A 24,357-nucleotide genomic window follows, 5' to 3' on the forward strand; every position below is an offset into this window, starting at 1 on the left:
TGAAAGAGAATCTGATATTTTCAGCAAGTGGTGCGGTATTATTTTCCAAAAAAATTAATAGTAATTCCAACCTATTCTTTCACTAATGCATCTTTATAAGAAAAAAATCCTATGAAAATAACCATACCCAAACCCTGTCATGAAAATTGGAATGCCATGACACCAGATGAAAAAGGAAGATTTTGTGCGGTCTGTTCCAAAACCGTGCGAGATTTCAGAAGAGCCTCGGATGATGAGATTATAGATGTTTTTGCTGATGCTTCGCAGGAAATCTGTGGAGCTTTTAATCCATCACAGCTCAACAGGGATTTGCATTATTCTTATATTAATTCTCTTTTTGTGAAGTTTGCCGTGGGCTTTATGCTGACAACAGGAGGGATTGTAAGTGCTAACGCACAGCAAAATAAAACCTGTGATACCCTAAAGACTGAAGATGAACATGAAATTGTTTTCAGTACTCAAAGAGACAGAAAATGGCTTGGTTCTGTTGCAGTAATGCCTGCCAGTGCTTTATTAGAAGACAAAGAAAAGGAAAATAAAGAAATTGTATCAAAATTATCAGGAGTAATTGGGAAGGCTCCTAAAGATAATAGCAATATACGTATTGGTGGAGCTCCTTCAAGCGGAGCAGTCTATAAACCTATGTATATTGTAGATGGGAAAATAAGTGATTTTGAGGCAATAAATGCACTGGATCCTAATCTGATAAAAACAATAAATGTTCTGAAAGGAACTTCTGCTGTAGTAAAGTATGGCGAAAAAGCCAAAGATGGGGTAATCGTAATTACTACAAAAAGAAAAAAATATAAAACAAATTAAGACTCTTTATTTTCCCACAGATCTCACAGATCTTTTTCATATTTATCTGCTTAATCCGCCTAATCTGCGGGAGAATATTGAGATTGCTTCACCTGCGGTTCGCAATGACAGTGGTGGTGTGAAATTTTATCTCCGATAAAATCCTTGCGCCTTACAACAGAAAGTTTTTAATGTCATTTTGCGCCTTAGCGTTTTTCCAACAAAACAATTATAACATAAAAAAACTCAGCAATTCGCTGAGTTTTATTTTTTAAGCCATTTATTATTTCACAACCGCAATAGCTGCTTCATAATTCGGTTCCTGAGAAATATCCGGCACTTGTTCTTCATAGATAATATTACCTGAAGGATCTATCACCACAACCGCTCTGCTCAGAAGCCCTTTCATTGGAGAATCTACCAGTTCCACACCATAATTCCAGCCAAAATCGGAACGGAAATCAGAAAGCATGATTACGTTTTTGATGCCTTCCGCGCCACAGAATCTTTTCTGGGCAAACGGCAGATCTTTGGAAATACAAAGGACTACGGTATTGGGAAGGTTTCCTGCCTCTTCATTGAAATGATGTACAGAAGCAGAACAAACACCAGTGTCTACACTCGGAAAGATATTCAGAATAACGTATCTTCCTTTGAAGGAATCCAGGGTCTGGTCATTCATATTCACATCGGTAAGGGTAAATTTAGGAGCCGGTTTATTCAGTGCCGGTAATTTGGCATAAGTATGAACTTCTTTCCCGCCCATTAAAACTGTATTGATCGCTTTAGATTTTTGAGCAAAGCCCACCGCAGAGAAGAATAGCAGTGTGCCGCAAACTAATTTTGAAAACATGAAATTTATTTTTAAGCTAAATTATTCTTTTTTCAGGAGCTAAGATTAATTTTAATTCAAATAGATCGAATCTATTGTCAGATTATTTTTTTCAACACAATTTACTTTTACCTTTATATTATTAAACAAGGTTGTTTCAAAGGTGTCATTCTGAATGAAATAAAATGTAATGAAGAATCTCATATAAAAATCAATAAAGATTCTTCATTCGTCAGAATGACGAAAGTCAAATAATTTAAATTTTGAGACAATCTCAATCTTATCACATAAAAAAATAGAAAGATTTATGAGTTCAGAAAATACAGCATCATTTCATCACAGCATTTTTAAAGGAGAAAACGAAATTCCGGAAGAATATAAAGTTCCGGTTATCCATCAGAGAGCGTATCTTTTAAATGGAGAACTGGTAGAGTGGAAAGGAGATGTCACGGAAATTTATTCCCCGGTATGCATCCCCACAGAAAACGGATTGGAAAGAAAACTTCTGGGAAGTATTCCGAATATTGGTCCGAACGAGGCGATGGAAGTTCTCGAAGCTTGTGTAAAAGCCTATGATAACGGACTTGGCGAGTGGCCGACAATGTCTGTGGAAGGACGTATCAAATGCATGCAGAAATTCGTATATCTGATGATCCAGCAGAGAGATCTGGTTATCAGACTACTGATGTGGGAAATCGGAAAGACACTGGCCGATTCTACCAAAGAGTTTGACCGTACGGTAGATTATATCAACCAAACCATTGATGCATTAAAAGATCTTGACAGGGAATCTTCCCGCTTTCAACAGGCAGAAGGAACGATTGCACAGATCAGGAGAGCACCGCTGGGCGTGGTCTTAAGTATGGGGCCATTCAATTATCCTCTGAATGAAATTTTTACCACATTGATTCCGGCTCTGATCATGGGAAATACCATCCTGTTTAAACTACCAAAGCATGGTGTATTAGCTCATTATCCTTTATTAAATGCTTTCAAAGAAGCCTTCCCGAAAGGAACGGTGAATACATTATATGGAAAAGGCTCAGAAATTATCACTCCCATTATGGAAAGCGGGAAAGTGAACGTTCTTGCCTTTATCGGATCCAGTAAAGTGGCGAACGGATTAAAAAAATTACACCCGAAAGTAAACCGTTTAAGAGCCATCCTGAGTCTGGATGCTAAAAATGCAGCCATCGTTACTAAAAATGCAAATCTTGATGTAGCAGTAAGTGAGTGTATTTTAGGAGCACTTTCTTTCAACGGGCAGCGTTGTACAGCATTGAAACTGATATTTGTTCAGAAAGAAGTGGCATTGGAGTTTACAGAAAAATTAAGTGCTGCTGTCTCTGCTTTGAAGGCCGGGCTGCCATGGGAAAAAGAGGTGAAAGTAACTCCACTTCCGGAGGTCAATAAACCGGCTTATCTGAAAGAATGTATTGATGATGCTTTACAGAAAGGAGCTGCAGTACTGAATAAAGATGGAGGCTATACAGATGAATCTTTTGTTTTCCCGGCAGTTGTATATCCTGTAAACAGTGAGATGAAACTTTATCATGAAGAACAGTTTGGTCCTGTGATTCCTGTTGTTCCCTTCGAAGATATAGAAGAGCCTATAGAATATCAGGTGAATGCTTCCCACGGAATGCAGGTAAGTATTTTCAGTGAAGATCCTCATGAAGTAGCAAGACTGATTGATCCTTTTGTAAATCTTGTAAGCCGTGTCAATATCAACTGCCAGGCACAAAGAGGCCCCGATGTTTTTCCATTTACAGGAAGAAAAGACAGTGCAGAAGGAACACTTTCTGTTTTTGATGCACTCCGTTCATTCTCCATCCGGTCTCTGGTGGCGGCAAAACTGACAGATTCCAACAAAGAGCTGCTGAATACTATTGTCAGAGAACATGATTCTAACTTTTTAAGTACAGATTATATTTTCTGATTCTGACTGAAACTGTATTTAACATAAAATAAAAATCCTCAATAAACACCTTGGTTTGTTGAGGATTTTTTTAACTTAATGCCGGAAATTAGAGTTTTGTGTTATAATAAGATGGTATTTTTTAGAAATATCATCTAAGGATCAGTGTGTAAATCATGTCTTCACCCGAAAAAGAATTTTTAGAGAAAATTGAAAAGCACAAAGGTGTTGTTTTCAAGATCTCTAAAATGTATATGGATAATAAGGACGACCAGAATGACCTCTATCAGGAGATCATTTACCAGGCCTGGAAATCATATGGTGATTTTCAAAAGAGGAGTGATTTCTCCACATGGCTGTACAGAACTGCACTCAACACAGCAATTGTTTTTCTGCGAAGTGAAAAAAAACGTAGTTTTATACAGAATCAGAATGTCGATGGGCTGAATGCCCGGCAGGAACCTTATAATGATACGGATGATATGAATATGAAGCGGATGTATGAAGCTATCCATCAGCTAAGCCCCATTGATAAAGCCCTTATATTCTTTTTTTTAGAGGGTTTTTCCGGAAAAGAGATTGCTGTACAGCTGGGAATTACTGAAGTGAATACACGGGTAAAGCTGAAGAGAGCAAAAGAAAAGCTGAAAGAGATCATTACCAGACAGGGAACAGATTCCTATTAAAAATAACACTATGGATTTAGAAAATTTTAAAGAACTTTGGAATAAAGATACAGGACAGGAATCTCCTGAAATTTCTCTGGAAAAACAGAAGGAAATACATTCTCCGCTGCAGATGCTGAAAGTGAATATGGAAACTGAATTCTGGCTGATGATTGTAACACTGCCTTTGCTGTTAACAGGTTTTCCTTTCGCCTCTAAGGATTCTAATATTAAAACGATTTCAGTATTTGTCACGATCCTGACCGTTGCTATTATTGTTTATTTTTATTCCCGCTTCCTGAAATTGTATAAGCTGCTTAGAAAAAACAGTACCAATACAAATTATGATCTGTTTACGCTCAAAACGCAGCTTCTCATCTCGAAAGAAATTTATATCTCATATTATATTTCTTATATCCCGCTTGGATTTCTTTTGTCTCTGATCCAGATCAATTTTCATTTTGACAGGGAATATAACCTGGCTATTTTCGGGATCAGTCTTCTGATTACCCTTTTGTTGATTGCTTTTATTATCAGATACTGGATCTATTATATGTACGGAAGATACATTGATGATGTAGTGCGTTGGGTAGATGAACTGAATGGAATTGAAGTAAGACCAAAACGTGAAAAGAAAAAAACATGGTTTGAACGTTCACAGAAATTTTTCATGAATAAAATGGGAATTAAAGGAAACATCCTGAATACCGTCATATGGTTTGTATCCATGTATTTTTTTATTATTTTATTTCTGACAATTGTTCTTTTGATCATTATCATAGTAGGGGCAAAACTTGATTTTCTGGATATCGGATCATTGCAGAGGGCTTTAAATAAACTGAATTAGAAATTACGCTGTATTCTGTAAAATTTCTATCTTTAGAAAATTGAGTTGTAAAAAATGTCACATGGATGATTTTAAAAATCAGGTGTATTCTATAGAAGAATTTCTGGAACTGGTAAAGAGCAAACAGGATAGGCAAGCATCCTTTGACCCGGAATATAATTATGCAGTTTATTCTTCAGCAGACGAATTTAAGCCCGGAATGAAAATTTTTATCGGAGATCCTTTGGATATTGGTGGGGATGATAATGAAATCTTACCTGATTTCGTTTTTCATAACAAGCTCCATTATATGTGTTCAGATGAAAATATTCAGGATGTGGTAGATCTTGCTTTCAGACAGCGTGCTGGTATTAGCTCTTCTCAGCTTATCACAGCTCTGAACCATTATCTGGAAAAAGATGATTTCTTTGATTTTAAATAATAAAAGAATTAAATACACAAAAAACAATCACCTGATATGAAAAAATATCAGGTGATTATTTTTTTCTCCTAACTGGTCAGGTCAGAAAAAATTATTTCGACTCATGCTATTCCGGGGAAATAGTAAAAAGCTTAAAACACACACACAATGAGACCTGGCAGTATTTCTCGGTCAGGCTTTTTATTTCTTTTGTAAAAATCTGTAACAATTTTTTTAAACGAAAACTAACTCTATAGAGTAAATGCCCATGACCTCATTAGAACAAGAGTTTATAAGTCAGATTGAACAGCATAAAGGAATCCTGTTTAAGATTTCTAAAATGTATATGACTGAAAAGGATGACCGCGATGATCTTTTTCAGGAGATTACCTATCAGCTTTGGAAAGCATTTCCGGGTTTCAGAGGTGAAAGTGAATTTTCAACATGGCTATACAGAATTGCTTTGAATACAGCTATTATTTTCCTGAGATCAGAAAAGAGAAGAAGCTTTATCGCCCATGAAGACTTTTCTAACCAAATTATTATTCAGGAAGACTATGATTACCGTAAAGAAGAGCGCCTGGCTGAAATGTATCAGGCTATTCATCAGCTTAATCCTATCGACAAGGCCTTTATTTTTTATTATCTGGAGGATTTTTCAGGAAAACAGATTGCAGAACAGATGGGAATTTCAGAGGGCAATGCAAGAGTGAAAATGAACCGGGCAAAAAATAAACTTAAAGATATCTTAAGCCAAATAAAAACCAACCAACATTAAAATCAGTAATCCAATGAATATCGATGAATTGAAAAATACCTGGAACGAAGATATTGTGGAGGAAACTCCTGAAATAAGTATAGAACAGAGGAATAAATTACATCTCCCCCTGGAAAAGATACGTAAAAACATGCGTGTGGAATTCTGGTGGATGATAGGAATCTTTGTCTTTGCTTTTCTGGTGTGCTCTGTGTGCAGACCATTTAAACTTCAGTTGTATATAACAGTTTTGATTGCCTCCATGCTTTTGGTTACCGTTTTCTTTTTCAGTAAGTTCTTTACATTGTACAATGAAATCAGTAATCCCGCTCCAAAAACCTATGATTCTTTGAAAGATCTCGTGATGCAGCTCAATCTTAACAAACAGTATTACCTCTCATACTACATCAGTTTTGCGCCGTTTCTCGTATGCGAGATCCTGATTGTTCTTGAATTTATCCCGTGGCCAAAACCTTTGAGTGAATTGAAGATTGCGGTGATCTTAATTAGTACAGTAACCGTAGGATTATTTTTGCTTTATATTGTAGGAAGGTTCTGGTATAAACGCTACTATGGAAGATATATCCAATATATTGAAGATCTTTTAGAAGAATTAAAAAGATAGAAAAGGTTTCGGCGGGCTGAAAGCCCGCCGAAACCTATATTCATTACTGCCCTTTATGTTCTTTTTCTTTGGCAATTTCGTTTTTTATCCAATCCAGTTGCGGATCTTTTTGATCAATAATATCCTGCATATTTTCAGTAATAGTCACGTCCGGAACAACCCCTTTCCGTGAATCTGAAAAATTAATATTAGGCTGCACCAAAAGTAGTCCTATCGGAAATCTGATTTCAGAATTGGGCAGCTTCTGGTAGGAATAAAATCCGGCCACAGTTCCGTCATTGGCACCTCCGGTTTCTTCTCCCACAAGCGTTGCTCTTTTATCATTCTTAAGTTTGGCGGTAATAATGGAAGATGCTGAGAAGCTGCCTCCGTTGATCAGCACAAAAACTTTTCCATGAAAGGCTTCCTTTTTAGGTTTTGTAGGTTTGTCAGCCTTCATCTTGTAGAATACTTTTCCATCCTTTTTATAGGTACTGAAAGTCTGCGCAAGAAAAAAACTCGGATAAGCGATACTTTTAAGAGCATACTCTAAAGGAGTACTTTTTCTGAAATAATTGGTGCGTAAAGGTGCATTTCTTGAAGTTAGCTGAGAGGGTTTTATCAGAGTAAACGGTGCATCAGCTAAATACGAATACAGGTTATTGATTTCATATAATGAACCGCCGTAATTGTTTCGGACATCTATGATGAGGTAGGAAGATTTTGAATGGTTGATGCTGGCAAAAGCTTTTTTATAAAACTTATCTGAGTAATCCCTTGAGAAGCTTTTTACCTTAATATAAGCAATAGCACTGTCTTTGTCCAGAAACTTGAAGCTTCTGTTATAAGAATCACTTGAAGCTACATAATCATTCAGTTTCTTTTCCGGGGTCTTTTTCTGCATTTCCTTATCCTTTTCAAGATCAGCGTCAGATTTTGTTTCTCTGGTTAAGGTATACGTCTTTTTTTCTCCCTGGTATAGGGTTTCAAGAGTGGCTTTGCTGTCAAATCCATTTTCGGCAGTATAAAAATTAAAGAACAGATCTTTTAAAAAATACGGGTGAAAAGTAGTATTATCACCATCACTGCTGATCAGGCTTCTGTACTTTTTGATATAATCAGATACAGGTACATTATTGATGGATAAAATTTCAGTTCCTGGCTTTATATGCTCAATAGAGTCTTTGTTTTGAATGATATACATTCGGTCTCCCGATATATAATATTCAAAACGGCTGAACATTCCCTTTTGGTGTTCCAATCTTTTAATTTCTTCTTTCGTAAATTTCTTTCTGGGAATTCTCAATGAAAGATGTCCTTCACGAATTCCGGCAATGACAGGCTGAAGTTTGAAATAAAACTGAAGTGGGGTAAGAGATTCGGTGATCGTTTGCTTGAGACTGTCAAATTTACGCTCCAGTTCCTTTCTGGGAATATACCAGTATAATTGAGGGTGCATTTGCTGTAATTTTGAATACGCAAAGTCCACATCCTCTTTAAGTTGCTCCGGTGGAATACATGAAGCCCGCTGTTCGTTGTGTTTTTTTACAGAGGCACAGGACGAAAAAATAGCGAGAAGTAATATTACCGAATAATTTTTCAATGTATCTGAGTTTTTTAGGGTGCTAAAATAGAAAGTTTAAAATTAATCCCGACTTAAATGAATAATAAATTTTTAAAAATACATGATAAATTTAGTTAAAAAATGCAGTAAAATGGAATAAACTTTCATGTAAAGACAAAAGTCAATACATTTGATATTTATTTCGTACAGATGATTTACTGGATTATTACGTGTATAGTTGTTTTGACGGTAACTTTTTTTATCGTGATCAATATGAAGGCGTTTGGTGGCGTGCCAAAAGGGAAAAGGCTGAAGCGCATCAGGCAGTCGAAACTCTATAAAAACAGACAATTCCAGAATATCAGCCATACACCTTCCCTTACAGAAGGCTACAAAATGTCAAAAGTGACTTATGATTTCTTTTTAGGAAAAAAAGATCCGCTGCTGAAACCTTTGAAAGAAATTCCAGCTCTTCATACCGATTTGAAAAATTTTGATAAAAATCAGGATGTATTGATCTGGCTGGGACATTCATCTTATTACCTGCAGACAGATGGCGTTTCCTTTCTGATAGATCCTGTTCTAAGCCTTTATGGCTCACCTTTCAAATACTTTAATAAAGCTTTCAAAGGCTCAGATATTTTTAAACCTGAAGACATTCCCGGCATAGATTATCTGGTCATCACGCATGATCATTTTGATCACCTGGATTACCCAACGGTAAAATCGATTGAAGAAAGAACAGACATGGCCATTATACCTTTGGGAGTAGGAGCGCACCTGGAGAGATGGGGATATGCTGAAAACAAGCTTATTGAAGAAGAATGGGGAACAGAAGTTGCCCTGAAAAATGATATAAAAATTGTTTTCACTCCTGCCAGACACTTTTCCGGCAGAAGAGTGAGACAGAATGATACGCTTTGGAGTTCGTATGTTCTGGCAACCCCAACAAAAAGAATTTTTCTGGGAGGAGACAGCGGCTATGATTCCCACTTTAAAACAATAGGCGAGCAATACGGACCTTTCGATTATGCTGTTCTTGAAAACGGACAATATGGAGAGGCATGGCGGTATATCCATACCTTACCGGAAGATTTTGTTCAGGCTGCTATTGATCTTAAAGCACAGCGTATTATCCCGGTTCATGCTGCCAAATTTGCACTGGCACTTCATCCGTGGAATGAGCCTTTACAAAAGATAACCGCCCTTGGAAAAGAAAAACAGTTGAATATCCTCACCCCGATGATAGGTGAGGTTGTACATCTGAATCAGTCAGACCAGAAATTTACAGCCTGGTGGGAAAGCTGATCAGGCATGCCAGATTTCTTTATACCTTGCAGGATGATTTTCAAACTGCTGTCTTACAAAATCGCATTCCGGGTCTACAAGCAAATCTTTTTCTTCCGCATAGCGTACCAGCTCGTCCAGCAATAGTTTGGCGTATCCTTTTCCCTCACGCTCTTCATCAAGTTTCGTATAAAATACAATAAGCAGTCTTCCATCAACCTCTATGGACATATAACCTGCCTTTTTCCCATCGATAAGTAGCTGCAATTCATCCTGATATTGAGATACCTGAAACTTTATATTTTCCATAACAATGTAAGATTTGGTTGATTAAAAATAATTTTGAGACAATTCTTTAAAAACATTCTCTCCATTAAAATTACGAAATTAAATGATATCAGATAATAGTTTTTAATAATCTTAACGAATTTTATAACATAAATGGATAAAAGATAAAAGATAAAAGATAAAAGATAAAAGATAAAAGATATTACCATTAAATATCCGTATGTCAGGATCAATAGAGCTGGGCTTTAGCCCGCCATACAATATATAATTTCTCCTACGGCTTCAGCCAAAACTTCAAATAGATCTCTTTTTTTATATTGAAAATAATCTACAATTCATTGATTATTAATATTTCATAAGTTTTCGTTGGATGTAATTATTTGCGTTCTGAGGATGACTTTGGATTGGTTAATGTTTATAAATTTCATAAAAAACGCAGAAAATATTTCAAAGATAATCAGTGGTTTATGATTTTTATTAACAAATATTAGTATTTATATTTAAGAATTGGCACTTTAATTGACTATCCCTTCATGTTTAATTTTAAAGTGGTGTGAAATGAAAAAATTAATATTAACAGCATTATTGGTTGGGACATTTAGTCTTAGTTATGCCCAGTCCGATTATTATAATGATTATAGAAGAAGTATCTCGGACATCAACTGGCAAAGAGTAATTACTGATCTTGTGCTTTCAACAACACAGGCCAATCAGATTTATGTGTTGAATGACAGATACCGTGATTATGATACGTGGAACAGAGTTTACGTAGTAGAACCGGGAAGATGGAGGAATGACCGTTATTCGGAGCTGGAAAGAATTCTGGGTAGAGAAAAGTATATCCTCTTTAAAAAGAAATATTACAGAGGTCAGAATCCGGTAATCGTCTATGGAAGAAACAAAAACGATTATAAAAAATACCGTAAACAACAGGAAAAGTATTATAAAGATCAGGAGAAATACTATAAAAAACAAAATAAACACCGCGGTCACGGGCATGACGGTGACTGGGATTAAGCCCATTATCAACTCTATCACTTATAACGGCTGACATTTTTTGTCAGCCATATTATTTTTCAATATCTGATGTGATTTATTTTGTTTGATTTTTATAACTTTGATCTATGGAATCACACGAATCACTCAAAGGTTTTTATGAAAGGAATGCTCCCAATCTGGCATCTCAATGTATTGGGGTGAATAAAATGGGCCACTTCAATGTCTTTTCACGGGAGTATTGCTCTCCGCACACTCCTTACAGCAGGAGAGATTATTATAAGATTTCTTTAATTATAGGAAAGGGAAAGCTTCATTATGCTGACAAATGGATCAAAGTAGACCGTCCCGCATTATTGTTTTCCAACCCCATTATTCCTTATTCCTGGGAAGCCGATGATGAAGATCAGAAAGGCTGGTTCTGCCTTTTTACCGATCAGTTTCTGCACAATGGAAGCCGTATGGGAAACCTTCAGGATTCTCCGCTGTTCAAGATTGGAGGAACTCCGGTTTTTTTTGTAGATGAACAACAGCAGAAAATACTTGCTGAGATCTATACCAAAATGATGACGGAGATCCAGTCGGATTATATTCACAAGTATGATATGCTGAGAGCATATCTTCATCTGATGATTCATGAGACGATGAGAATGCAGCCGGCAGAAAGTTTCGAACCTTATCAGAATGCTTCACAAAGGGTTGCCTCTTTATTTATGGAATTGTTGGAAAGACAGTTTCCTATCGACAGTCCTGAGGCCTTTTTAAAATTAAAAACGCCGAATGATTATGCCCGGAGTCTTTCCATTCATGTGAATTCTTTGAACCGTTCGGTAAAAGAGATTACAGGAAAAACAACCAGCCAGCAGATCACCGCAAGGATTATTCAGGAAGCCAATGCCTTACTGAAACATACAGATTGGAATATTGCTGAGATTGCCTACGGATTAGGTTTTGAAGAACCCGCTTATTTCACCAATTATTTTAAAAAACAAACCGGAATTACTCCCAATGCCTTAAGAATGGATGTTGTTTGAATTTTATAATTCTTAGTTTGAATTCTATATCAGGATTGGCTTCCTGATGTTCTAATTTTGTCATGTAAAATTAAATCATACCTATCATGAAATTTAAAAAATTAGGAAACACAGAAGAACAGTTATCAGCAATCGGTTTAGGATGTATGGGAATGAGTTTCGCTTATGGTCCTACCGACGAGCAGGAAAGTATCAATACCCTGCACAGAGCTTTGGATTTAGGAGTTAACTTTTGGGATACGGCAGATATGTATGCCAATGGAGAAAATGAAAAACTGATTTCTAAAGTTTTAGTACCGAACAGGGATAAAATCTTCATTGCTACCAAATTCGGATTCAGGTTTAAAGATGGTAAAGCGAGCCACAGCGGTGCTCCGGGAACTTATTTCGACGGCTCTCCGGAATGGATAAGACAGGCCGTAGATTTAAGCCTTCAAAGATTAAAGATCGATACAATCGACTTGTATTATGCGCATAGAGTAGATCCTAATGTTCCTGTAGAAGAAACGGTAGGAGCAATGGCAGAATTGGTAAAGGCAGGAAAAGTGAAATATCTTGGATTGTCTGAAGCTTCGGCAGAATCTATCAGAAAGGCTAATAAAATTCACCCTATCGCAGCATTGCAGTCAGAATATTCTATCCTTACGAAAGATGTTGAAAATGAGATTTTACCCACCATCAGAGAACTGGGAATTTCTTTGGTTCCTTATTCACCGTTGGCAAGAGGACTCTTCACCAATATCTATGATGCACAAAATCTGGGTGATGACGATTTCAGAAAATCATTACCGCGTTATCAGCAGGAATATCTTGAAAATAATACCAAACTGGCTAACGAAATCAATGAGTTGGCAGCTTCCAAAGGAGTAAAAGGAACCCAGCTTGCCTTAGCATGGGTGTTGAATCAGGGAGATGATATTATCCCGATTCCTGGTACAAAACGAATCAAATATCTTGAAGAAAACATTGCAGCTGTTAATATTGAGCTTTCTCAATCAGATCTGGATACCATTGATGCGATCCTGAAAAAATACCCTAATGTGGGAGAAAGATACAATGAAGGTTCAATGAAACTGGTGAACAATTAAAAACTATGTTAGATAAAAACTGAGCTTCTTACAATAAAAAGAGCTCAGTTTTTTTGTTTTTATATTTAAAAGGAGTTCGACTATGAACAGAAGAGAATTATTAAAGAACGGATTATTGGCAGGAACATTGAGCATGATTCCTTTCTCCGGCTTAATGGCACAGTCTCAAACAACTGTTGAAAAAACAGGAGACGATCTTTCCGGATTTAAAAAATTGCGGCTTGGTGAGCTTGAACTATTTGTTCTCACGGACGGATATATCCATGAAGAAAACCTGAACTCATTCGCTCCCAGAGGAAATGTTACAGAATTGAAATCAATCCTTAAAAACAATTTCAGACCGGAAAATTATATCGATATGGCGATGAATATTCTATTAGTTAAAACAAAAAATAAACTCATTTTATTCGATACCGGAATGGGGATTTTTGCTGATGAAAGAACCGGATTTCTATTAAAAAGTCTCCAAAAAGCAGGATTTTCTCCGAAAGATGTTACCGATGTCTTCATCTCTCACGCCCATCCGGATCACATTGGCGGAGTAGTGGATAAACAAAATCAGTTTATTTTTCCCAATGCTGATATTTTCATCTCCAAAACAGAACATGATTTCTGGATGAAAGCTTCCATCAAAGATTTCAGCAACAGTGCACTGAAAACACAACCTGGATTTCTTAATCAGATTATTCCTGCAATTCAGAATATTTTGAAAACGATTCAGCCCAAACTGAAGTTTTATGACCTTAATAATACATTGTATGATTATTTTAGTTTCCAGTTAGCTCCTGGCCATACACCAGGCTTAACCGTTACCACCATCTCTTCAGGAAACGAAAAGCTGATCTATATTGCAGACCTTATCCATTCTGATGTTATCTTGTTTCCACACCCTGAATGGGGCTATTTCGGAGATACAGATCTGGATATCGCAACAGCTTCAAGAAAAAAATTCCTTCAACAACTGGCGGATACCAGAACCAGAGCGTTTGCTTACCATTTACCCTGGCCGGGCCTTGGTTACACAAAAAAGAAAACATCCGGCTTTGAATGGTTTCCGGAAGGTTTTATGAATTAGGGAATAGGTTGCAGATAGCAGATCGTAGGTTGCAGGTGAGAGAAAAAGAGGATTAGGGATAAGGAATACGTTACCTGGATTAATAAATAGGTGCTCAGTATTCCCCTCCTTTGGAGGGGTGGCAAAAATTCAAAGAATTTTTGACGGGGTGGTCAAAACGGGATGATACATCATACACGCAATACAATCAATAGCAGCGGACTTTAGTCCGCTTTCATAATCAACATTTATTTATTCGGTTTTAACCAAAATTTATTGATCATATATAAACAACAGATCCTCCCAAGCAATGGAAGGATCTGTTTCAAACATAAGAAAAAATTAGAGTTTTATCATTAAGCCTCTCCAAATACCACCTCAGGAGAATACAGCTTTCTGAACATGATGTAAGTTGCCGTTAACACAGAAAAGGCAACAATTGCATCTACCGTAGACGGAAAACCCAGTACCGCAATTTTTGAAAAGAAAGCAAACAGAATATCAAAGAACATTCCTGCAAACACCCATTCTTTTAGTCTCAATAATTTATTGGGAAGCAAAAGAACCATAACTCCGGAGATTTTAAAAATACCTAATATATAAATAAAATGAGGCGGATATCCAAGCTGTCGCGTAATATCCCATACAACCGGATTTTTTGTCAGTTCAAAGAAACCGCTGGCTCCAAACCATAATGACATAAAAATAGCACCTGACCAATAGATAATTTTTGTAGTTTTTGTTTTCATTGTTGTAATTTTTAGTGATAATTAAATTGTATAGTATTTTATTTAAAAGCTGTTTTTGCTGATCCTGAGATTTCTCCCGTTCTCCTATTCTGAATAAAAGCGATGACTTCCCAGTTTTCCGGAGAAAATCCTTCCGGAAGTTTAAATTTTGTTGTTCCTTCCTGCTGTTTATTTAATGAGATGAGGTTTTGCTTGTGGACAATCTGCCAGTGATGCAGATGGCGTCCTTCATTTTCGCCTTTCCCTACCTCTGTGGAAGAATGTTTTTCAACCAGATTAATGAGCAGCATATTCTGAGGATCTGCGGAAGGTGTTTTATACTGAACATCAATTTTATGCTGAGAAATGGCGGCAGATAATTCTACAGGTGTTTTTTTAGAAGTAATCAGAGCTTTTCGGATGGCATTTTTGATATTGTTTTCATCAGAGCCTACAAATTCTGTTTTTCCGTTGACTACCAGCTGTGGAGTATAAACCTGGGAATTCAGCAGGCGGCTGTACTGCTGTTGCCGCTGGGAATTTTCAGCCGTACTGAACCGGTCCTTCCATCCGAGACGGTTCCAGTAGTCAACATGGTAGGAGAGGAGGTAAACAGGCTCATCTTTGTATTCCTTTTCAATTTTTCCCATCAGTTCATCTGCAGGAGGACAGCTTGAACAGCCTTCTGAAGTAAAGAGTTCCAGAACAGCGAAACCATTATTTTCTGAAGTGGAATGCTGTGCTGTCTTCTGATCTTTATTTTGATGAATAAATGCTGAGGCTGCAAATAATACCGCGGTAAAAGCGCTTACTGTAATTAAGTTTTTTAGTATCATGTCTTTTAATTTGATTCAAAAGTAGATACTTGATAAAGGCAAAAGAATACAAAACAGGTTCAACCGGACAAATTGAGAGGTGAATCCGGAAATTGTGAGGGGAAGGGTTTTAGGATGGAAGCTGGAAGTGGGAGGCTGGAAGTTTCAGAGCACGAAATGGAATACAGGTTTATTTTTAATATAAGCCAGGAAGCTTAAAAAATTAACAAAAGAAAGCCCTGATCATCTCAATCAGGGCTATAATTTATTTAAATAAGACTTTGTCTTCAAGTACTTCCAGCATCCATCCTCCATCTTCCTTACTGCTTTATCTATCCTCCAGCCAAGTAAAAAAACTATGGGTCTTTTCTTTGTTAATCAAAAGTTTTTCAGGGGTTTCAATAGTGAGTTTTACCAGTATTTTACGCTGAAAATAATGTTCCATCTCCTTAATCGCTTTAAAATTAACGAGATATTGCCTGTTGACTCTGAAGAATTGTTTGTCGGAAACCTGTTCCGCCACTTGTCCTAAAGGCTGGGTAAGAGGAAACTGTTCCTTTGTGAATGTAACCAGATGGGTGATCTCATTATGAATATAAAAATAAGCAATGTCTTCGGTAGGAATGGTGGTGTATTTCTGATTTTTAAAAACCAGAAAACTACTCTTACCTGCAGTAGCAGGCTGGCTGATTTTCTGTATCAGAGACTCCAGGTCCGGAAGTTCATTTTTCTGGAAGAATTTTTTCAGTTCATCAACTTTTCGCAGGGCTTCGGCAATATCTTCCCTGGAAAATGGTTTCAAAACATAATCAACTCCTTTACTTTTAAAAGCATCCAGCATATACTGATCAAAGGCAGTACAGAAAACCACAGGGCAGGTAATCTCCACTGATTTGAAAATTTCAAAGGAGAGTCCGTCCGAAAGATGGATATCCATAAAAATAAGATCAGGTTTGATTTCCTTTAAGCCTTCAATACTTGTTTCAATACTGTCGTAAACACCTAGTATCTTTGATTCAGGTTTTAAGTCTGAAATTAAATTCTGCAGGGATTTTGCCGCCCTGAATTCATCTTCAATAATGATTATATTCATGGATTAATGGTAGTTTTATCTGAAATGTTTTTTCGCCTGAATGAATGGTAATATCCTTTTCCAATAAATGTTTGTAGCGCATTTTAATATTGTCCAGTCCAACTCCCAAAGAATCTTCAGGGGTTACTTTTCGCTGTATAGGATTTTCGATCACGATATTATCGTCAGCGGTATAAATTGTAATGTGCAGAGGTTTGCTTTGAGAAACAATATTATGTTTGATGCAGTTCTCTACCAATAGCTGAAGGGTAAAAGGAGGAATAAGCGTTTGAGCGGTTTCTTTTCCTAACTCGTTGGTAAACTTAATCCCTTCTCCAAAACGGGCTTTCTGAAGAAAAAGATAAGAATCCACGATTTTCATTTCTTCCTGAACGCTGATCAGATCCAGCTTACGGCTTTCCAGCGTAAAACGGTAAAAATCAGAAAGCTTGACAATAAAATCAACGGTTTCTTCGTCATGAGTCTCTGCCATTAATTTTAACGTATTCAAACTGTTGAAAAGAAAATGCGGATTGATCTGCTGCTTTAATAATTCATACTGAGCACCCAGATTATCACTCTTTACCTTTTCCAGTTCAAGCTGTATCTGCTGCCCTGTATAGTTGTTCTGAAGCAGCGTAAGAAACATATAGCAAACCAGGTTAATCAGAATTCCCCTTACTTCCACCATCAGCATTACAGGACCAAAATTGATATGAGACAGAATCAGCTGCTGAATCCATGCCAGTCCAAACATAATCACCATCCCGAAAGCCAGTACCACCATCAATCTGGAATACGAGATATGCTGTCTGCGTTTTGTGGTGCGGTTCAGCATATAAATATTGACGTACCACATGATCACCGAAAATGCTGCCGTAATAGCTGAGTTGACCACGGCTTCTTTCCAGTTGAACTCATTAGACGCCAGCTGGGGTACAGAAGATAGAACTCCCAGGAAAATGGAGCTTATCCAGATAATAGCTTGTGAGATTTTTATTTTTTGCTGTTGCATGAAATCTGCTGATTTGAAAAGGTTAAATTAACCTTTTTTATTTAAAATATTATGATAAAAAGTGAAACTGTAGTTTTTTATTAAGGCCTGTTTACAGCGCGGTAACTCATAAAATACTGTATTCTTTCTTCTTTATTGGGTGAGCTGTTTTGTGGTAGACTATTTTTTATATCATAGGAAACCTTTCCAGAATGATCAGCCTGAACAGTTTCAATACTTACCAATTCTCCGGTGATGGTTCCTCCGATATATTGAGGATTATCATGATACTTCCAGGTTACCAGTTTCATCACAGAACCTGCTTCAGGGGTTTGGATTTCTTTTGTTAAAGATACCAGTGCTTTTTCGTTCCCATATAAGGCAGACATAGTTTCTTTTTTAGGATTTAAAGAATTAGAGATAAATTTGAGAGGTCCCGGGTCAAAAACAACCCTTGAAAGGCCATTATTCATATCACTGTTTTCTTTACTGCAGGCGGTAAGAGAAACAAGGCTTACCAATAAGATCAGGATGGTATTTTTCATTTTTTCTGTAAATTTTGAATGAGTCTTTGGGTATTTACTTTCATGGGAACATCAAACAGATATCCTGTTTTTTCAGCGAGTTGTCTGTGGCAGGCAATGCAGGATTCTTTGGCGAAGGAAGCGGTTTTTCCTGTCGGATAAAGATCATCTCCGGAAAATTTTGCAAATCCCCAACCCTCTGTATCTTTATATTGTCTGGGATCTTTTACCATAAACTGCGCATTGATAAACTTTCCGGGTCTGATTTCTCCATCTGGAAGCTCTTCTTGTTTCCATACGGATTTTACTACCACACTTCCGTCCGGCCACGGATGAAAGTTCTCAGTTTTCACAGCCTTTACCGCAATATCATTTCCATAAATTACACGGATAGAGTTATCAAACAGCGTACTCATGCTGATGACTTTCCAGTTTTTAAAATCATCGGTGTATCGAACACCGTTGGGAGAAACCGGGAAATTGGTTGATGCCGGATCTAGTACAGAGGATGATACCTGAGGTGTCTCAATCTTTTTTTGAACAGAAGGACCTGCTGAGGATAATGAAAGTGTATATTTTTTGATCGTTTCAATATCTTTTGCTGTAATCCTGGCTGAGGGATGCAGAAGGGTGTACTCATGGAGAGGCATTTTACCACTTTGCATCATATTGAGAATAGCGTACATTTTTCCCTGATGTTCTGCAGGAGATAACTTTTCCCATTCTGAGAAGTTCAGGACTTCTCTGGCTCTTTTGATATCTTTGTTCACAGCCCAGGAAACAGGAGCAAGTTTATCATACCAGCTTAAATTCTGCTGATTGGAATGACAGCTGAAACATGAGTTTTCAAGAATACTGATCACTTCCTTTGGGGCTTCAATTTTTCCTGTAACCGGTTTTCCTTCCAAAGGTTTACTGAATAGCTGCAACCCTCCGAAAACACCTAGTATAGCCAGAAATACGATGGCAATGGGATTTCTTTTTTTCTTTACGGTATCCATAATGAGTATTGTTTTATTTTTCTGGATCAAAAGTAGGCGGGTAGTACATGCTGTGAAACGGAAAACTGTCCGAGCTGGACAAATCAAAAGGCGAATCCGGAATTTTTAACCCCGAAAATCTACAAGAAAAATCCCGGTAACACAATTACCGGGATTTGATTAAATCTGTTGTTTATAAAGTAATACCACCATCTATCACAATTTCAGTTCCGGTGACATACCCGGAAGAATCGTTGTCGGCTAAATAAGTAACCAGTTTGGCAATCTCTTCAGCGGTTCCCATTTTCTTCATTGGAATCTGTTCTATGAGATGGTTTTGGATATTTTTCAAAGTTTCTTCATCCAGGCCTGCTTTACTCATGATTTCTGTTTTTATCGGACCCGGACTTATCATATTCACTCTGATTTTTCTTGGAGCTAATTCTGCGGCGGCTGTTTTTGCAATGGAGTTCAATGCTGCCTTGCTTGCCTGATAAGCGGAACTGTTGGGTTTATAGGTAGAAGCCACAATAGAAGATAAAAAGATGACAGAAGCACCATCGTTTAATAATGGAATGAATTTGCTTAATGTAAAGTAAGCTCCCCTGAAATTGATGTTCATGACCTGATCAAAATTTTCGGTATCCATATCTTCAATCGGAGTCAACGTACCTGTAATTCCTGCATTGATAAAAAGGATGTCTATTTTCCCGAATTGTTTCTCAATATTTTCTTTTAAAAGATCAATATCGTTAAGGTTAGCCTGATCTGAGATAAACGGAATGGCACCAAGTTCGCGGGCTGCTTTTTCTACAGCTTCTTTTCGCCTTCCGGTAATGATCACGGTTGCTCCTTCTGAAATAAGTTCTTTTGCTGCAGCGAATCCGATCCCGCTGTTTCCTCCTGTTACGATAGCCAGTTTGTTACTGAATTTTTTCATTGTAAAATTTTTTGACAAAGTTATTTCAAAATGGTATACTTTTGTAACCAGTATCACAGAGTATACCAGTATCATTCGTGATATCACTTAACTTTGCAATTATGGAAAGAGACCAGAACGAAGAACTCAGAGCATTACAGGATACCCTTTATTTTATCGGAGGCAAATGGCGGATTCCTGTCATCAATTCACTGTGTAACGGGAACAGACGCTTCAGGGAAATTGAAAGGAGTATTCCCGGAATTACCACCAGAATGCTTTCTAAAGAACTGAAAGATATGGAACTGAATAAACTGCTAAAACGCACCGTTTATCCCGAAACTCCTGTTTTAATAGAATATGAACCCACAGAATACTGCCGAACCTTTGGAAATATCATTCAGGAAATGATCAACTGGGGCAGGGAGCATAGAAGAGTAATTGTGGAAGATAGGAAATAATGCCAATAAAAAACCTCTCACAAAGGAGAGGTTTATAATTATTTGTCAAAAATTTCGATCATTATATTGTCAGGAATTATTCCCGAATAATCATAAGACTGAACGTTGAGTTGAGTAACTGAACTTACACAGACTACCTTATTATTGTAGCTGAACACTTTATAAGGATATCTCTTTGTATTGATTGTCTTGGTTTTTGTGTAAGAATTGATGTTGTAAAGCTCAATGGTCTTACTTGTGGTTCCTGCAATAATACTGTTACCATCAAAATCAAAACTTGAAAGCTTGGAATTTCCGGAAGGCAGATCATTCTGATAAATCATTTGCGAATTATAGACAGAACCTGAACTTGCCGTAATGATTCTTCCATCAGGAAATGCTTCAAATATCCTGTAATTAAGTGGGTGATCTCCATGATAAGTATCGTCCTGATGACTTATGTAATTACCATTAAGATCAAAATTATAAAGATCCATATCTACAGGTGAAATATTCTGTGTTATGGTATATAATTGCACAGAAGTCCCTACAGCTTTTCTCATCCTTCCACTATTATAATAAAGCTGAGGTGATTGAGAAATTATAGCTTTTGTAGCTCTGCTTGCTGATTTAATCACACTGGAACTGCTATTACTATTTGAAGAACCGTAAAGTATACCGTTATGATAAACAGTACTGATGAGCGGCATTCCGAAACTCACCTGAGCTTTCAATGTCAGGTCATTTCCATCATAAATATCTACCCAACCATCATTTCTGGGAACATATAGTTCTACACTTCCATTATAGGTTCCAATATCAGAGTAGCCTAAAGTTGCATTTGTGCTGATCTGATGGGTAACAGAGTTTGTATTTACATCATAAATAGCAATTTTCCCATCCGTATCTAATAGGTATAGCTTTCCGGAGTTTTTATCAAATTGGGCATCAAAAGTTTTAAGATTAACCAATTTGATCTCAGGTCTTTCAATTTTTATAATGTTACTTTTAACCTCTTCACCATTAGCCTTAATACCAATAACCTGATATTCTACATAAGGGTTAAATGGTACGGCTGAAGTAAATGTAAACTGATTCGGATAGCTATTACCAATTTCGGATTGTATCCCATTTTGAGAATCACTTCTTACAATTTTATAATGATTATAAGTGGCATCTCCGCTGAGTGTCCATTTTAAACTTACCGTTTCAGTGGTACCACTGTAAGTTGAAGTTAAATTAATCTTATTTTCAATAACAGGAGGTGTTACTGTGACCACCTCCGTAATATCATCGTTTGAACTGCTGCATGAAAATATTGATAAATAAGCAAATAATAGGGTTATAGTTTTTTTCATAAATTTTAGATTCCGTCAATAATTTCATTTAAAACAGTGCTAGGTCTCATGGCTGCATATGTTTTATATGTATCAGCTTTGTAGTAACCTTCAATGTTTTGAGGTTTACCCTGAGCACCAATTAATTCAGCATTGATTACTTCTTCATTTTCCTGCATTGCCTGAGCAACAGGAGCAAACTGAGCAGCCAGTTCAGCATCAGCAGTCTGGTTCGCCAACGCTTCAGCCCAATACATTGCTAAATAGAAGTGAGAACCTCTGTTGTCTATCTGACCTACTTTTCTTGCAGGAGATTTATCTGTAGCTAAGAATTTAGCGTTAGCTTCATCCAATGCATCAGCTAAAACCTGAGATTTTGTATTCCCTTGAGTTTGTGCAAGATGCTCTAAAGAAGCCTGAAGTGCTAAGAATTCACCCAGAGAATCCCATCTTAGGTATCCTTCTTCCAGGAACTGCTCAATATGTTTTGGAGCAGAACCTCCGGCACCAGTTTCAAATAAACCACCACCATTCATCAATGGAACGATAGAAAGCATTTTTGCAGAAGTACCAAGCTCAAGGATTGGGAAAAGGTCAGTTAAATAATCTCTCAATACGTTTCCGGAAACTGAGATTGTATCTTTACCTTCTCTTGCTCTCTTCAATGTTTCAGTCATAGCGTCTTTTACATCAAGGATTCTGATGTCAAGACCTGTTGTATCGTGATCAGCAAGATATTTCTCTACTTTTTTGATGATTTCTCTGTCGTGAGCTCTTCCTTTGTCTAACCAGAAGATAGCAGGAGTATCAGATAATCTTGATCTGTTTACCGCTAATTTTACCCAGTCCTGGATAGGAGCATCTTTAGTCTGACACATTCTGAAGATATCATCTTTTTCTACTTTCTGAGAAAGAAGAACGTTTCCGGCTTCATCCTGAACTTCTACAGTTCCGTCAGCTGACAATTGGAAAGTTTTATCGTGAGAACCATATTCTTCAGCTTTCTGAGCCATTAAACCTACGTTTGGAACAGATCCCATAGTGGTAGGGTCTAATTTTCCGTGCGCTTTCATATCATCAATCACAGATTGATAGAAACCAGCATAAGAACGGTCCGGAATAATACAAACGGTATCTTCCTCATGTCCGTCTTTGTTCCACATTTTACCTCCTCCTCTTACAAGGGCAGCCATAGAGGCATCGACGATGATGTCAGAAGGTACGTGGAAGTTAGTAATTCCTTTGTCAGAATTTACCATTGCTACTCTAGGTCCTTCAGCAAGAGCTTTTTCAATATCAGCTTTAATGTCAGCTTCCTGAGCGTTTCCTTTGATTTTTTCGAAAAGATCAGCAAGACCGTTATTTGGATTGATATCTAAAGACTTGAAAGTCTCAGCATATTTTGTAAATACTTCTTTGAAGAAAGTCTCAACGATAGCCCCGAAAATGATTGGGTCAGAGATTTTCATCATCGTTGCTTTAAGGTGAGCAGAAAGAAGTACATTTCTTTTCTTAGCTTCCTCGATAGCTTCCTGAACGAATGCTTTCAATGCCTTTAAGTTCATAACAGAAGAATCAATTACTTCACCAGCCTGAAGACCTGCGTAGTCTTTTAAAACATATTCAGAACCGTCATTTCCTTTAAATACGATTCTGTATTTTGTAGCGTTTTCTAAAGTTGTAGAAGTTTCTGTACCATAGAAATCACCATTGTTCATGTGAGCCACATCAGTTTTGCTGTCAGATGCCCAATCACCCATTCTGTGAGGATTAGCTTTTGCATAGTTTTTAACAGCTTTTGGAGCACGTCTGTCAGAGTTTCCTTCTCTTAATACAGGGTTTACAGCACTTCCTAATACCTTGGCATATTTAGCTTTGATCGCTTTTTCTTCGTCATTTTTAGGTTCTGCAGGATAGTTTGGAACTGCGAAACCTTTACCTTGTAATTCCGCAATCGCTGCATCCAATTGAGGTACAGAAGCAGAAATGTTCGGTAACTTAATGATGTTGGCTTCAGGTTTTGTTGCCAATTCTCCAAGTTCTGCCAAAGCATCACCGATCTTTTGGTCGTCTTTCAAAAACTCAGGAAAGTTGGCTAAAATTCTTCCTGCCAAAGAAATGTCCGGTACTGCGATTTCGATATCTGCTGATTTTGTAAAAGCTTTTACGATAGGTAAAAACGAGTGAGTAGCCAGCATTGGAGCTTCATCAGTAAGTGTGTAATAGATTTTTGATTTTTCTGACATTATACTGTTATTTTTTATTTGAAATTTTAAGTCCCACAAATTTAGTAAATATCATTGTTTTATTTAAGATATTTCCATAAAAAAAAGAGGCTTTTGAGTCTTTATATTGATATCTGCTTAATTTATGTTCACCTTCCGGGTACATTTATTTTAGAAATAATTTTATAATG

At 37.1% G+C, this 24,357-nt stretch carries 25 protein-coding genes; 13 read left to right on the plus strand and 12 right to left on the minus strand.

Annotated features, from left to right (window positions below; translation table 11 throughout):
- The first annotated feature begins 111 nt into the window (after positions 1 to 111).
- Positions 112 to 819 carry a TonB-dependent receptor plug domain-containing protein gene (locus tag JNG87_RS11455; RefSeq protein ID WP_202838562.1) on the plus strand — a complete coding sequence of 236 codons (708 nt, stop codon included), beginning with the start codon at positions 112 to 114 and terminating at the stop codon, positions 817 to 819.
- A gap of 262 nt (positions 820 to 1,081) precedes the next feature.
- Here the strand turns inward: JNG87_RS11455 and tpx are convergent, their stop codons facing one another.
- Positions 1,082 to 1,651: a thiol peroxidase gene (gene tpx / locus JNG87_RS11460; protein WP_202838563.1), complete on the minus strand. Its 570-nt coding sequence runs from the start codon at positions 1,649 to 1,651 to the stop codon at positions 1,082 to 1,084.
- A 286-nt stretch (positions 1,652 to 1,937) separates the two neighbouring features.
- On the opposite strand from tpx, the gene JNG87_RS11465 reads away from it, so the two are divergent.
- The 6 genes from JNG87_RS11465 (at position 1,938) to JNG87_RS11490 (ending at position 6,842) form a co-directional block, all read left to right on the plus strand.
- Complete coding sequence (locus JNG87_RS11465; protein ID WP_202838564.1) at positions 1,938 to 3,569, plus strand: NADP-dependent glyceraldehyde-3-phosphate dehydrogenase; 1,632 nt, start codon at positions 1,938 to 1,940, stop codon at positions 3,567 to 3,569.
- Positions 3,570 to 3,724: 155 nt separating this feature from the next.
- A complete protein-coding gene (locus JNG87_RS11470) occupies positions 3,725 to 4,234 on the plus strand; it encodes an RNA polymerase sigma factor (RefSeq protein WP_062675295.1) in 510 nt (169 codons plus the stop codon).
- Positions 4,235 to 4,244: 10 nt separating this feature from the next.
- Positions 4,245 to 5,060, plus strand: coding sequence for a hypothetical protein (locus JNG87_RS11475; RefSeq protein WP_202838565.1), 816 nt, complete (start codon positions 4,245 to 4,247; stop codon positions 5,058 to 5,060).
- 61 nt (positions 5,061 to 5,121) lie between these two features.
- Positions 5,122 to 5,481: a hypothetical protein gene (locus tag JNG87_RS11480; RefSeq protein WP_202838566.1), complete on the plus strand. Its 360-nt coding sequence runs from the start codon at positions 5,122 to 5,124 to the stop codon at positions 5,479 to 5,481.
- Positions 5,482 to 5,728: 247 nt separating this feature from the next.
- Positions 5,729 to 6,238, plus strand: a complete 510-nt coding sequence (locus JNG87_RS11485; protein ID WP_202838567.1) for an RNA polymerase sigma factor — start codon at positions 5,729 to 5,731, stop codon at positions 6,236 to 6,238.
- A gap of 13 nt (positions 6,239 to 6,251) precedes the next feature.
- A complete protein-coding gene (locus tag JNG87_RS11490) occupies positions 6,252 to 6,842 on the plus strand; it encodes a hypothetical protein (RefSeq protein ID WP_202838568.1) in 591 nt (196 codons plus the stop codon).
- Between the two features lie 43 nt (positions 6,843 to 6,885).
- On the opposite strand, the gene JNG87_RS11495 is transcribed toward JNG87_RS11490, so the two are convergent.
- Positions 6,886 to 8,424, minus strand: coding sequence for a S41 family peptidase (locus JNG87_RS11495; protein WP_202838569.1), 1,539 nt, complete (start codon positions 8,422 to 8,424; stop codon positions 6,886 to 6,888).
- A 171-nt stretch (positions 8,425 to 8,595) separates the two neighbouring features.
- Here JNG87_RS11495 and JNG87_RS11500 point away from each other — a divergent pair, with 171 nt between their 5' ends.
- Entirely contained in the window at positions 8,596 to 9,693 is a 1,098-nt protein-coding gene (locus JNG87_RS11500) for an MBL fold metallo-hydrolase (protein ID WP_202838570.1), read from the plus strand.
- Here JNG87_RS11500 and JNG87_RS11505 read toward each other — a convergent pair whose 3' ends face one another.
- Complete coding sequence (locus JNG87_RS11505) at positions 9,694 to 9,981, minus strand: GNAT family N-acetyltransferase (protein ID WP_047433564.1); 288 nt, start codon at positions 9,979 to 9,981, stop codon at positions 9,694 to 9,696.
- Between the two features lie 537 nt (positions 9,982 to 10,518).
- Between JNG87_RS11505 and JNG87_RS11510 the strand changes: the two genes are divergently transcribed.
- The 4 genes from JNG87_RS11510 to JNG87_RS11525 all read left to right on the plus strand — a co-directional run bounded on the left by JNG87_RS11510 (position 10,519) and on the right by JNG87_RS11525 (position 14,153).
- Positions 10,519 to 10,977 (plus strand): hypothetical protein, encoded by a 459-nt coding sequence (locus tag JNG87_RS11510; protein ID WP_202838571.1) that lies wholly within the window; start codon positions 10,519 to 10,521, stop codon positions 10,975 to 10,977.
- Between the two features lie 107 nt (positions 10,978 to 11,084).
- The gene (locus tag JNG87_RS11515) at positions 11,085 to 11,990 is read left to right on the plus strand and encodes a helix-turn-helix domain-containing protein (protein WP_202838572.1); all 906 of its coding nucleotides are present in this window, start codon (positions 11,085 to 11,087) and stop codon (positions 11,988 to 11,990) included.
- Positions 11,991 to 12,076: 86 nt separating this feature from the next.
- Complete coding sequence (locus JNG87_RS11520) at positions 12,077 to 13,078, plus strand: aldo/keto reductase (protein ID WP_202838573.1); 1,002 nt, start codon at positions 12,077 to 12,079, stop codon at positions 13,076 to 13,078.
- Between the two features lie 82 nt (positions 13,079 to 13,160).
- A complete protein-coding gene (locus JNG87_RS11525) occupies positions 13,161 to 14,153 on the plus strand; it encodes an MBL fold metallo-hydrolase (protein ID WP_202838574.1) in 993 nt (330 codons plus the stop codon).
- 335 nt (positions 14,154 to 14,488) lie between these two features.
- On the opposite strand, the gene JNG87_RS11530 is transcribed toward JNG87_RS11525, so the two are convergent.
- From JNG87_RS11530 to JNG87_RS11560, 7 genes are all read right to left on the minus strand, one after another.
- The gene (locus JNG87_RS11530) at positions 14,489 to 14,881 is read right to left on the minus strand and encodes a DoxX family protein (RefSeq protein ID WP_202838575.1); all 393 of its coding nucleotides are present in this window, start codon (positions 14,879 to 14,881) and stop codon (positions 14,489 to 14,491) included.
- 38 nt (positions 14,882 to 14,919) lie between these two features.
- Entirely contained in the window at positions 14,920 to 15,696 is a 777-nt protein-coding gene (locus JNG87_RS11535) for a DUF1223 domain-containing protein (RefSeq protein WP_202838576.1), read from the minus strand.
- Between the two features lie 307 nt (positions 15,697 to 16,003).
- The gene (locus JNG87_RS11540; RefSeq protein ID WP_202838577.1) at positions 16,004 to 16,768 is read right to left on the minus strand and encodes a LytR/AlgR family response regulator transcription factor; all 765 of its coding nucleotides are present in this window, start codon (positions 16,766 to 16,768) and stop codon (positions 16,004 to 16,006) included.
- Positions 16,749 to 17,762 (minus strand): sensor histidine kinase, encoded by a 1,014-nt coding sequence (locus JNG87_RS11545; RefSeq protein WP_202838578.1) that lies wholly within the window; start codon positions 17,760 to 17,762, stop codon positions 16,749 to 16,751. The genes JNG87_RS11540 and JNG87_RS11545 overlap by 20 nt, the downstream gene beginning before the upstream one ends.
- Positions 17,763 to 17,842: 80 nt before the next feature.
- Entirely contained in the window at positions 17,843 to 18,286 is a 444-nt protein-coding gene (locus tag JNG87_RS11550) for a hypothetical protein (protein WP_202838579.1), read from the minus strand.
- The gene (locus JNG87_RS11555; RefSeq protein ID WP_202838580.1) at positions 18,283 to 19,266 is read right to left on the minus strand and encodes a heme-binding domain-containing protein; all 984 of its coding nucleotides are present in this window, start codon (positions 19,264 to 19,266) and stop codon (positions 18,283 to 18,285) included. The genes JNG87_RS11550 and JNG87_RS11555 overlap by 4 nt, the downstream gene beginning before the upstream one ends.
- A gap of 172 nt (positions 19,267 to 19,438) precedes the next feature.
- The gene (locus tag JNG87_RS11560) at positions 19,439 to 20,185 is read right to left on the minus strand and encodes an SDR family oxidoreductase (protein ID WP_238349570.1); all 747 of its coding nucleotides are present in this window, start codon (positions 20,183 to 20,185) and stop codon (positions 19,439 to 19,441) included.
- A gap of 101 nt (positions 20,186 to 20,286) precedes the next feature.
- Here JNG87_RS11560 and JNG87_RS11565 point away from each other — a divergent pair, with 101 nt between their 5' ends.
- Entirely contained in the window at positions 20,287 to 20,625 is a 339-nt protein-coding gene (locus tag JNG87_RS11565) for a winged helix-turn-helix transcriptional regulator (protein WP_114821030.1), read from the plus strand.
- A gap of 38 nt (positions 20,626 to 20,663) precedes the next feature.
- Here the strand turns inward: JNG87_RS11565 and JNG87_RS11570 are convergent, their stop codons facing one another.
- The gene (locus JNG87_RS11570; RefSeq protein ID WP_202838582.1) at positions 20,664 to 21,962 is read right to left on the minus strand and encodes a hypothetical protein; all 1,299 of its coding nucleotides are present in this window, start codon (positions 21,960 to 21,962) and stop codon (positions 20,664 to 20,666) included.
- A 5-nt stretch (positions 21,963 to 21,967) separates the two neighbouring features.
- On the minus strand, positions 21,968 to 24,187 hold the full coding sequence (locus tag JNG87_RS11575) for an NADP-dependent isocitrate dehydrogenase (RefSeq protein ID WP_202838583.1): 2,220 nt from the start codon (positions 24,185 to 24,187) through the stop codon (positions 21,968 to 21,970).
- Between the last annotated feature and the right edge of the window lie 170 nt (positions 24,188 to 24,357).

Source organism: Chryseobacterium cucumeris, from assembly GCF_016775705.1.
GTDB lineage: Bacteria > Bacteroidota > Bacteroidia > Flavobacteriales > Weeksellaceae > Chryseobacterium > Chryseobacterium cupriresistens.

Bases quoted from the DNA above. Each gene is read 5' to 3' on its own strand.
- JNG87_RS11465 (WP_202838564.1), top strand. From the start codon at position 1,938: ATGAGTTCAGAAAATACAGCATCATTTCATCACAGCATTTTTAAAGGA.
- JNG87_RS11515 (WP_202838572.1), top strand. From the start codon at position 11,085: ATGGAATCACACGAATCACTCAAAGGTTTTTATGAAAGGAATGCTCCC.
- JNG87_RS11550 (WP_202838579.1), bottom strand. From the start codon at position 18,286: ATGAAAAATACCATCCTGATCTTATTGGTAAGCCTTGTTTCTCTTACC.
- JNG87_RS11485 (WP_202838567.1), top strand. From the start codon at position 5,729: ATGACCTCATTAGAACAAGAGTTTATAAGTCAGATTGAACAGCATAAA.
- JNG87_RS11535 (WP_202838576.1), bottom strand. From the start codon at position 15,696: ATGATACTAAAAAACTTAATTACAGTAAGCGCTTTTACCGCGGTATTA.
- JNG87_RS11560 (WP_238349570.1), bottom strand. From the start codon at position 20,185: ATGAAAAAATTCAGTAACAAACTGGCTATCGTAACAGGAGGAAACAGC.
- JNG87_RS11555 (WP_202838580.1), bottom strand. From the start codon at position 19,266: ATGGATACCGTAAAGAAAAAAAGAAATCCCATTGCCATCGTATTTCTG.
- JNG87_RS11575 (WP_202838583.1), bottom strand. From the start codon at position 24,187: ATGTCAGAAAAATCAAAAATCTATTACACACTTACTGATGAAGCTCCA.
- JNG87_RS11510 (WP_202838571.1), top strand. From the start codon at position 10,519: ATGAAAAAATTAATATTAACAGCATTATTGGTTGGGACATTTAGTCTT.
- JNG87_RS11525 (WP_202838574.1), top strand. From the start codon at position 13,161: ATGAACAGAAGAGAATTATTAAAGAACGGATTATTGGCAGGAACATTG.
- JNG87_RS11480 (WP_202838566.1), top strand. From the start codon at position 5,122: ATGGATGATTTTAAAAATCAGGTGTATTCTATAGAAGAATTTCTGGAA.
- JNG87_RS11455 (WP_202838562.1), top strand. From the start codon at position 112: ATGAAAATAACCATACCCAAACCCTGTCATGAAAATTGGAATGCCATG.
- JNG87_RS11540 (WP_202838577.1), bottom strand. From the start codon at position 16,768: ATGAATATAATCATTATTGAAGATGAATTCAGGGCGGCAAAATCCCTG.
- JNG87_RS11545 (WP_202838578.1), bottom strand. From the start codon at position 17,762: ATGCAACAGCAAAAAATAAAAATCTCACAAGCTATTATCTGGATAAGC.
- JNG87_RS11475 (WP_202838565.1), top strand. From the start codon at position 4,245: ATGGATTTAGAAAATTTTAAAGAACTTTGGAATAAAGATACAGGACAG.
- JNG87_RS11520 (WP_202838573.1), top strand. From the start codon at position 12,077: ATGAAATTTAAAAAATTAGGAAACACAGAAGAACAGTTATCAGCAATC.
- JNG87_RS11470 (WP_062675295.1), top strand. From the start codon at position 3,725: ATGTCTTCACCCGAAAAAGAATTTTTAGAGAAAATTGAAAAGCACAAA.
- JNG87_RS11505 (WP_047433564.1), bottom strand. From the start codon at position 9,981: ATGGAAAATATAAAGTTTCAGGTATCTCAATATCAGGATGAATTGCAG.
- tpx (WP_202838563.1), bottom strand. From the start codon at position 1,651: ATGTTTTCAAAATTAGTTTGCGGCACACTGCTATTCTTCTCTGCGGTG.
- JNG87_RS11565 (WP_114821030.1), top strand. From the start codon at position 20,287: ATGGAAAGAGACCAGAACGAAGAACTCAGAGCATTACAGGATACCCTT.
- JNG87_RS11500 (WP_202838570.1), top strand. From the start codon at position 8,596: ATGATTTACTGGATTATTACGTGTATAGTTGTTTTGACGGTAACTTTT.
- JNG87_RS11490 (WP_202838568.1), top strand. From the start codon at position 6,252: ATGAATATCGATGAATTGAAAAATACCTGGAACGAAGATATTGTGGAG.
- JNG87_RS11570 (WP_202838582.1), bottom strand. From the start codon at position 21,962: ATGAAAAAAACTATAACCCTATTATTTGCTTATTTATCAATATTTTCA.
- JNG87_RS11530 (WP_202838575.1), bottom strand. From the start codon at position 14,881: ATGAAAACAAAAACTACAAAAATTATCTATTGGTCAGGTGCTATTTTT.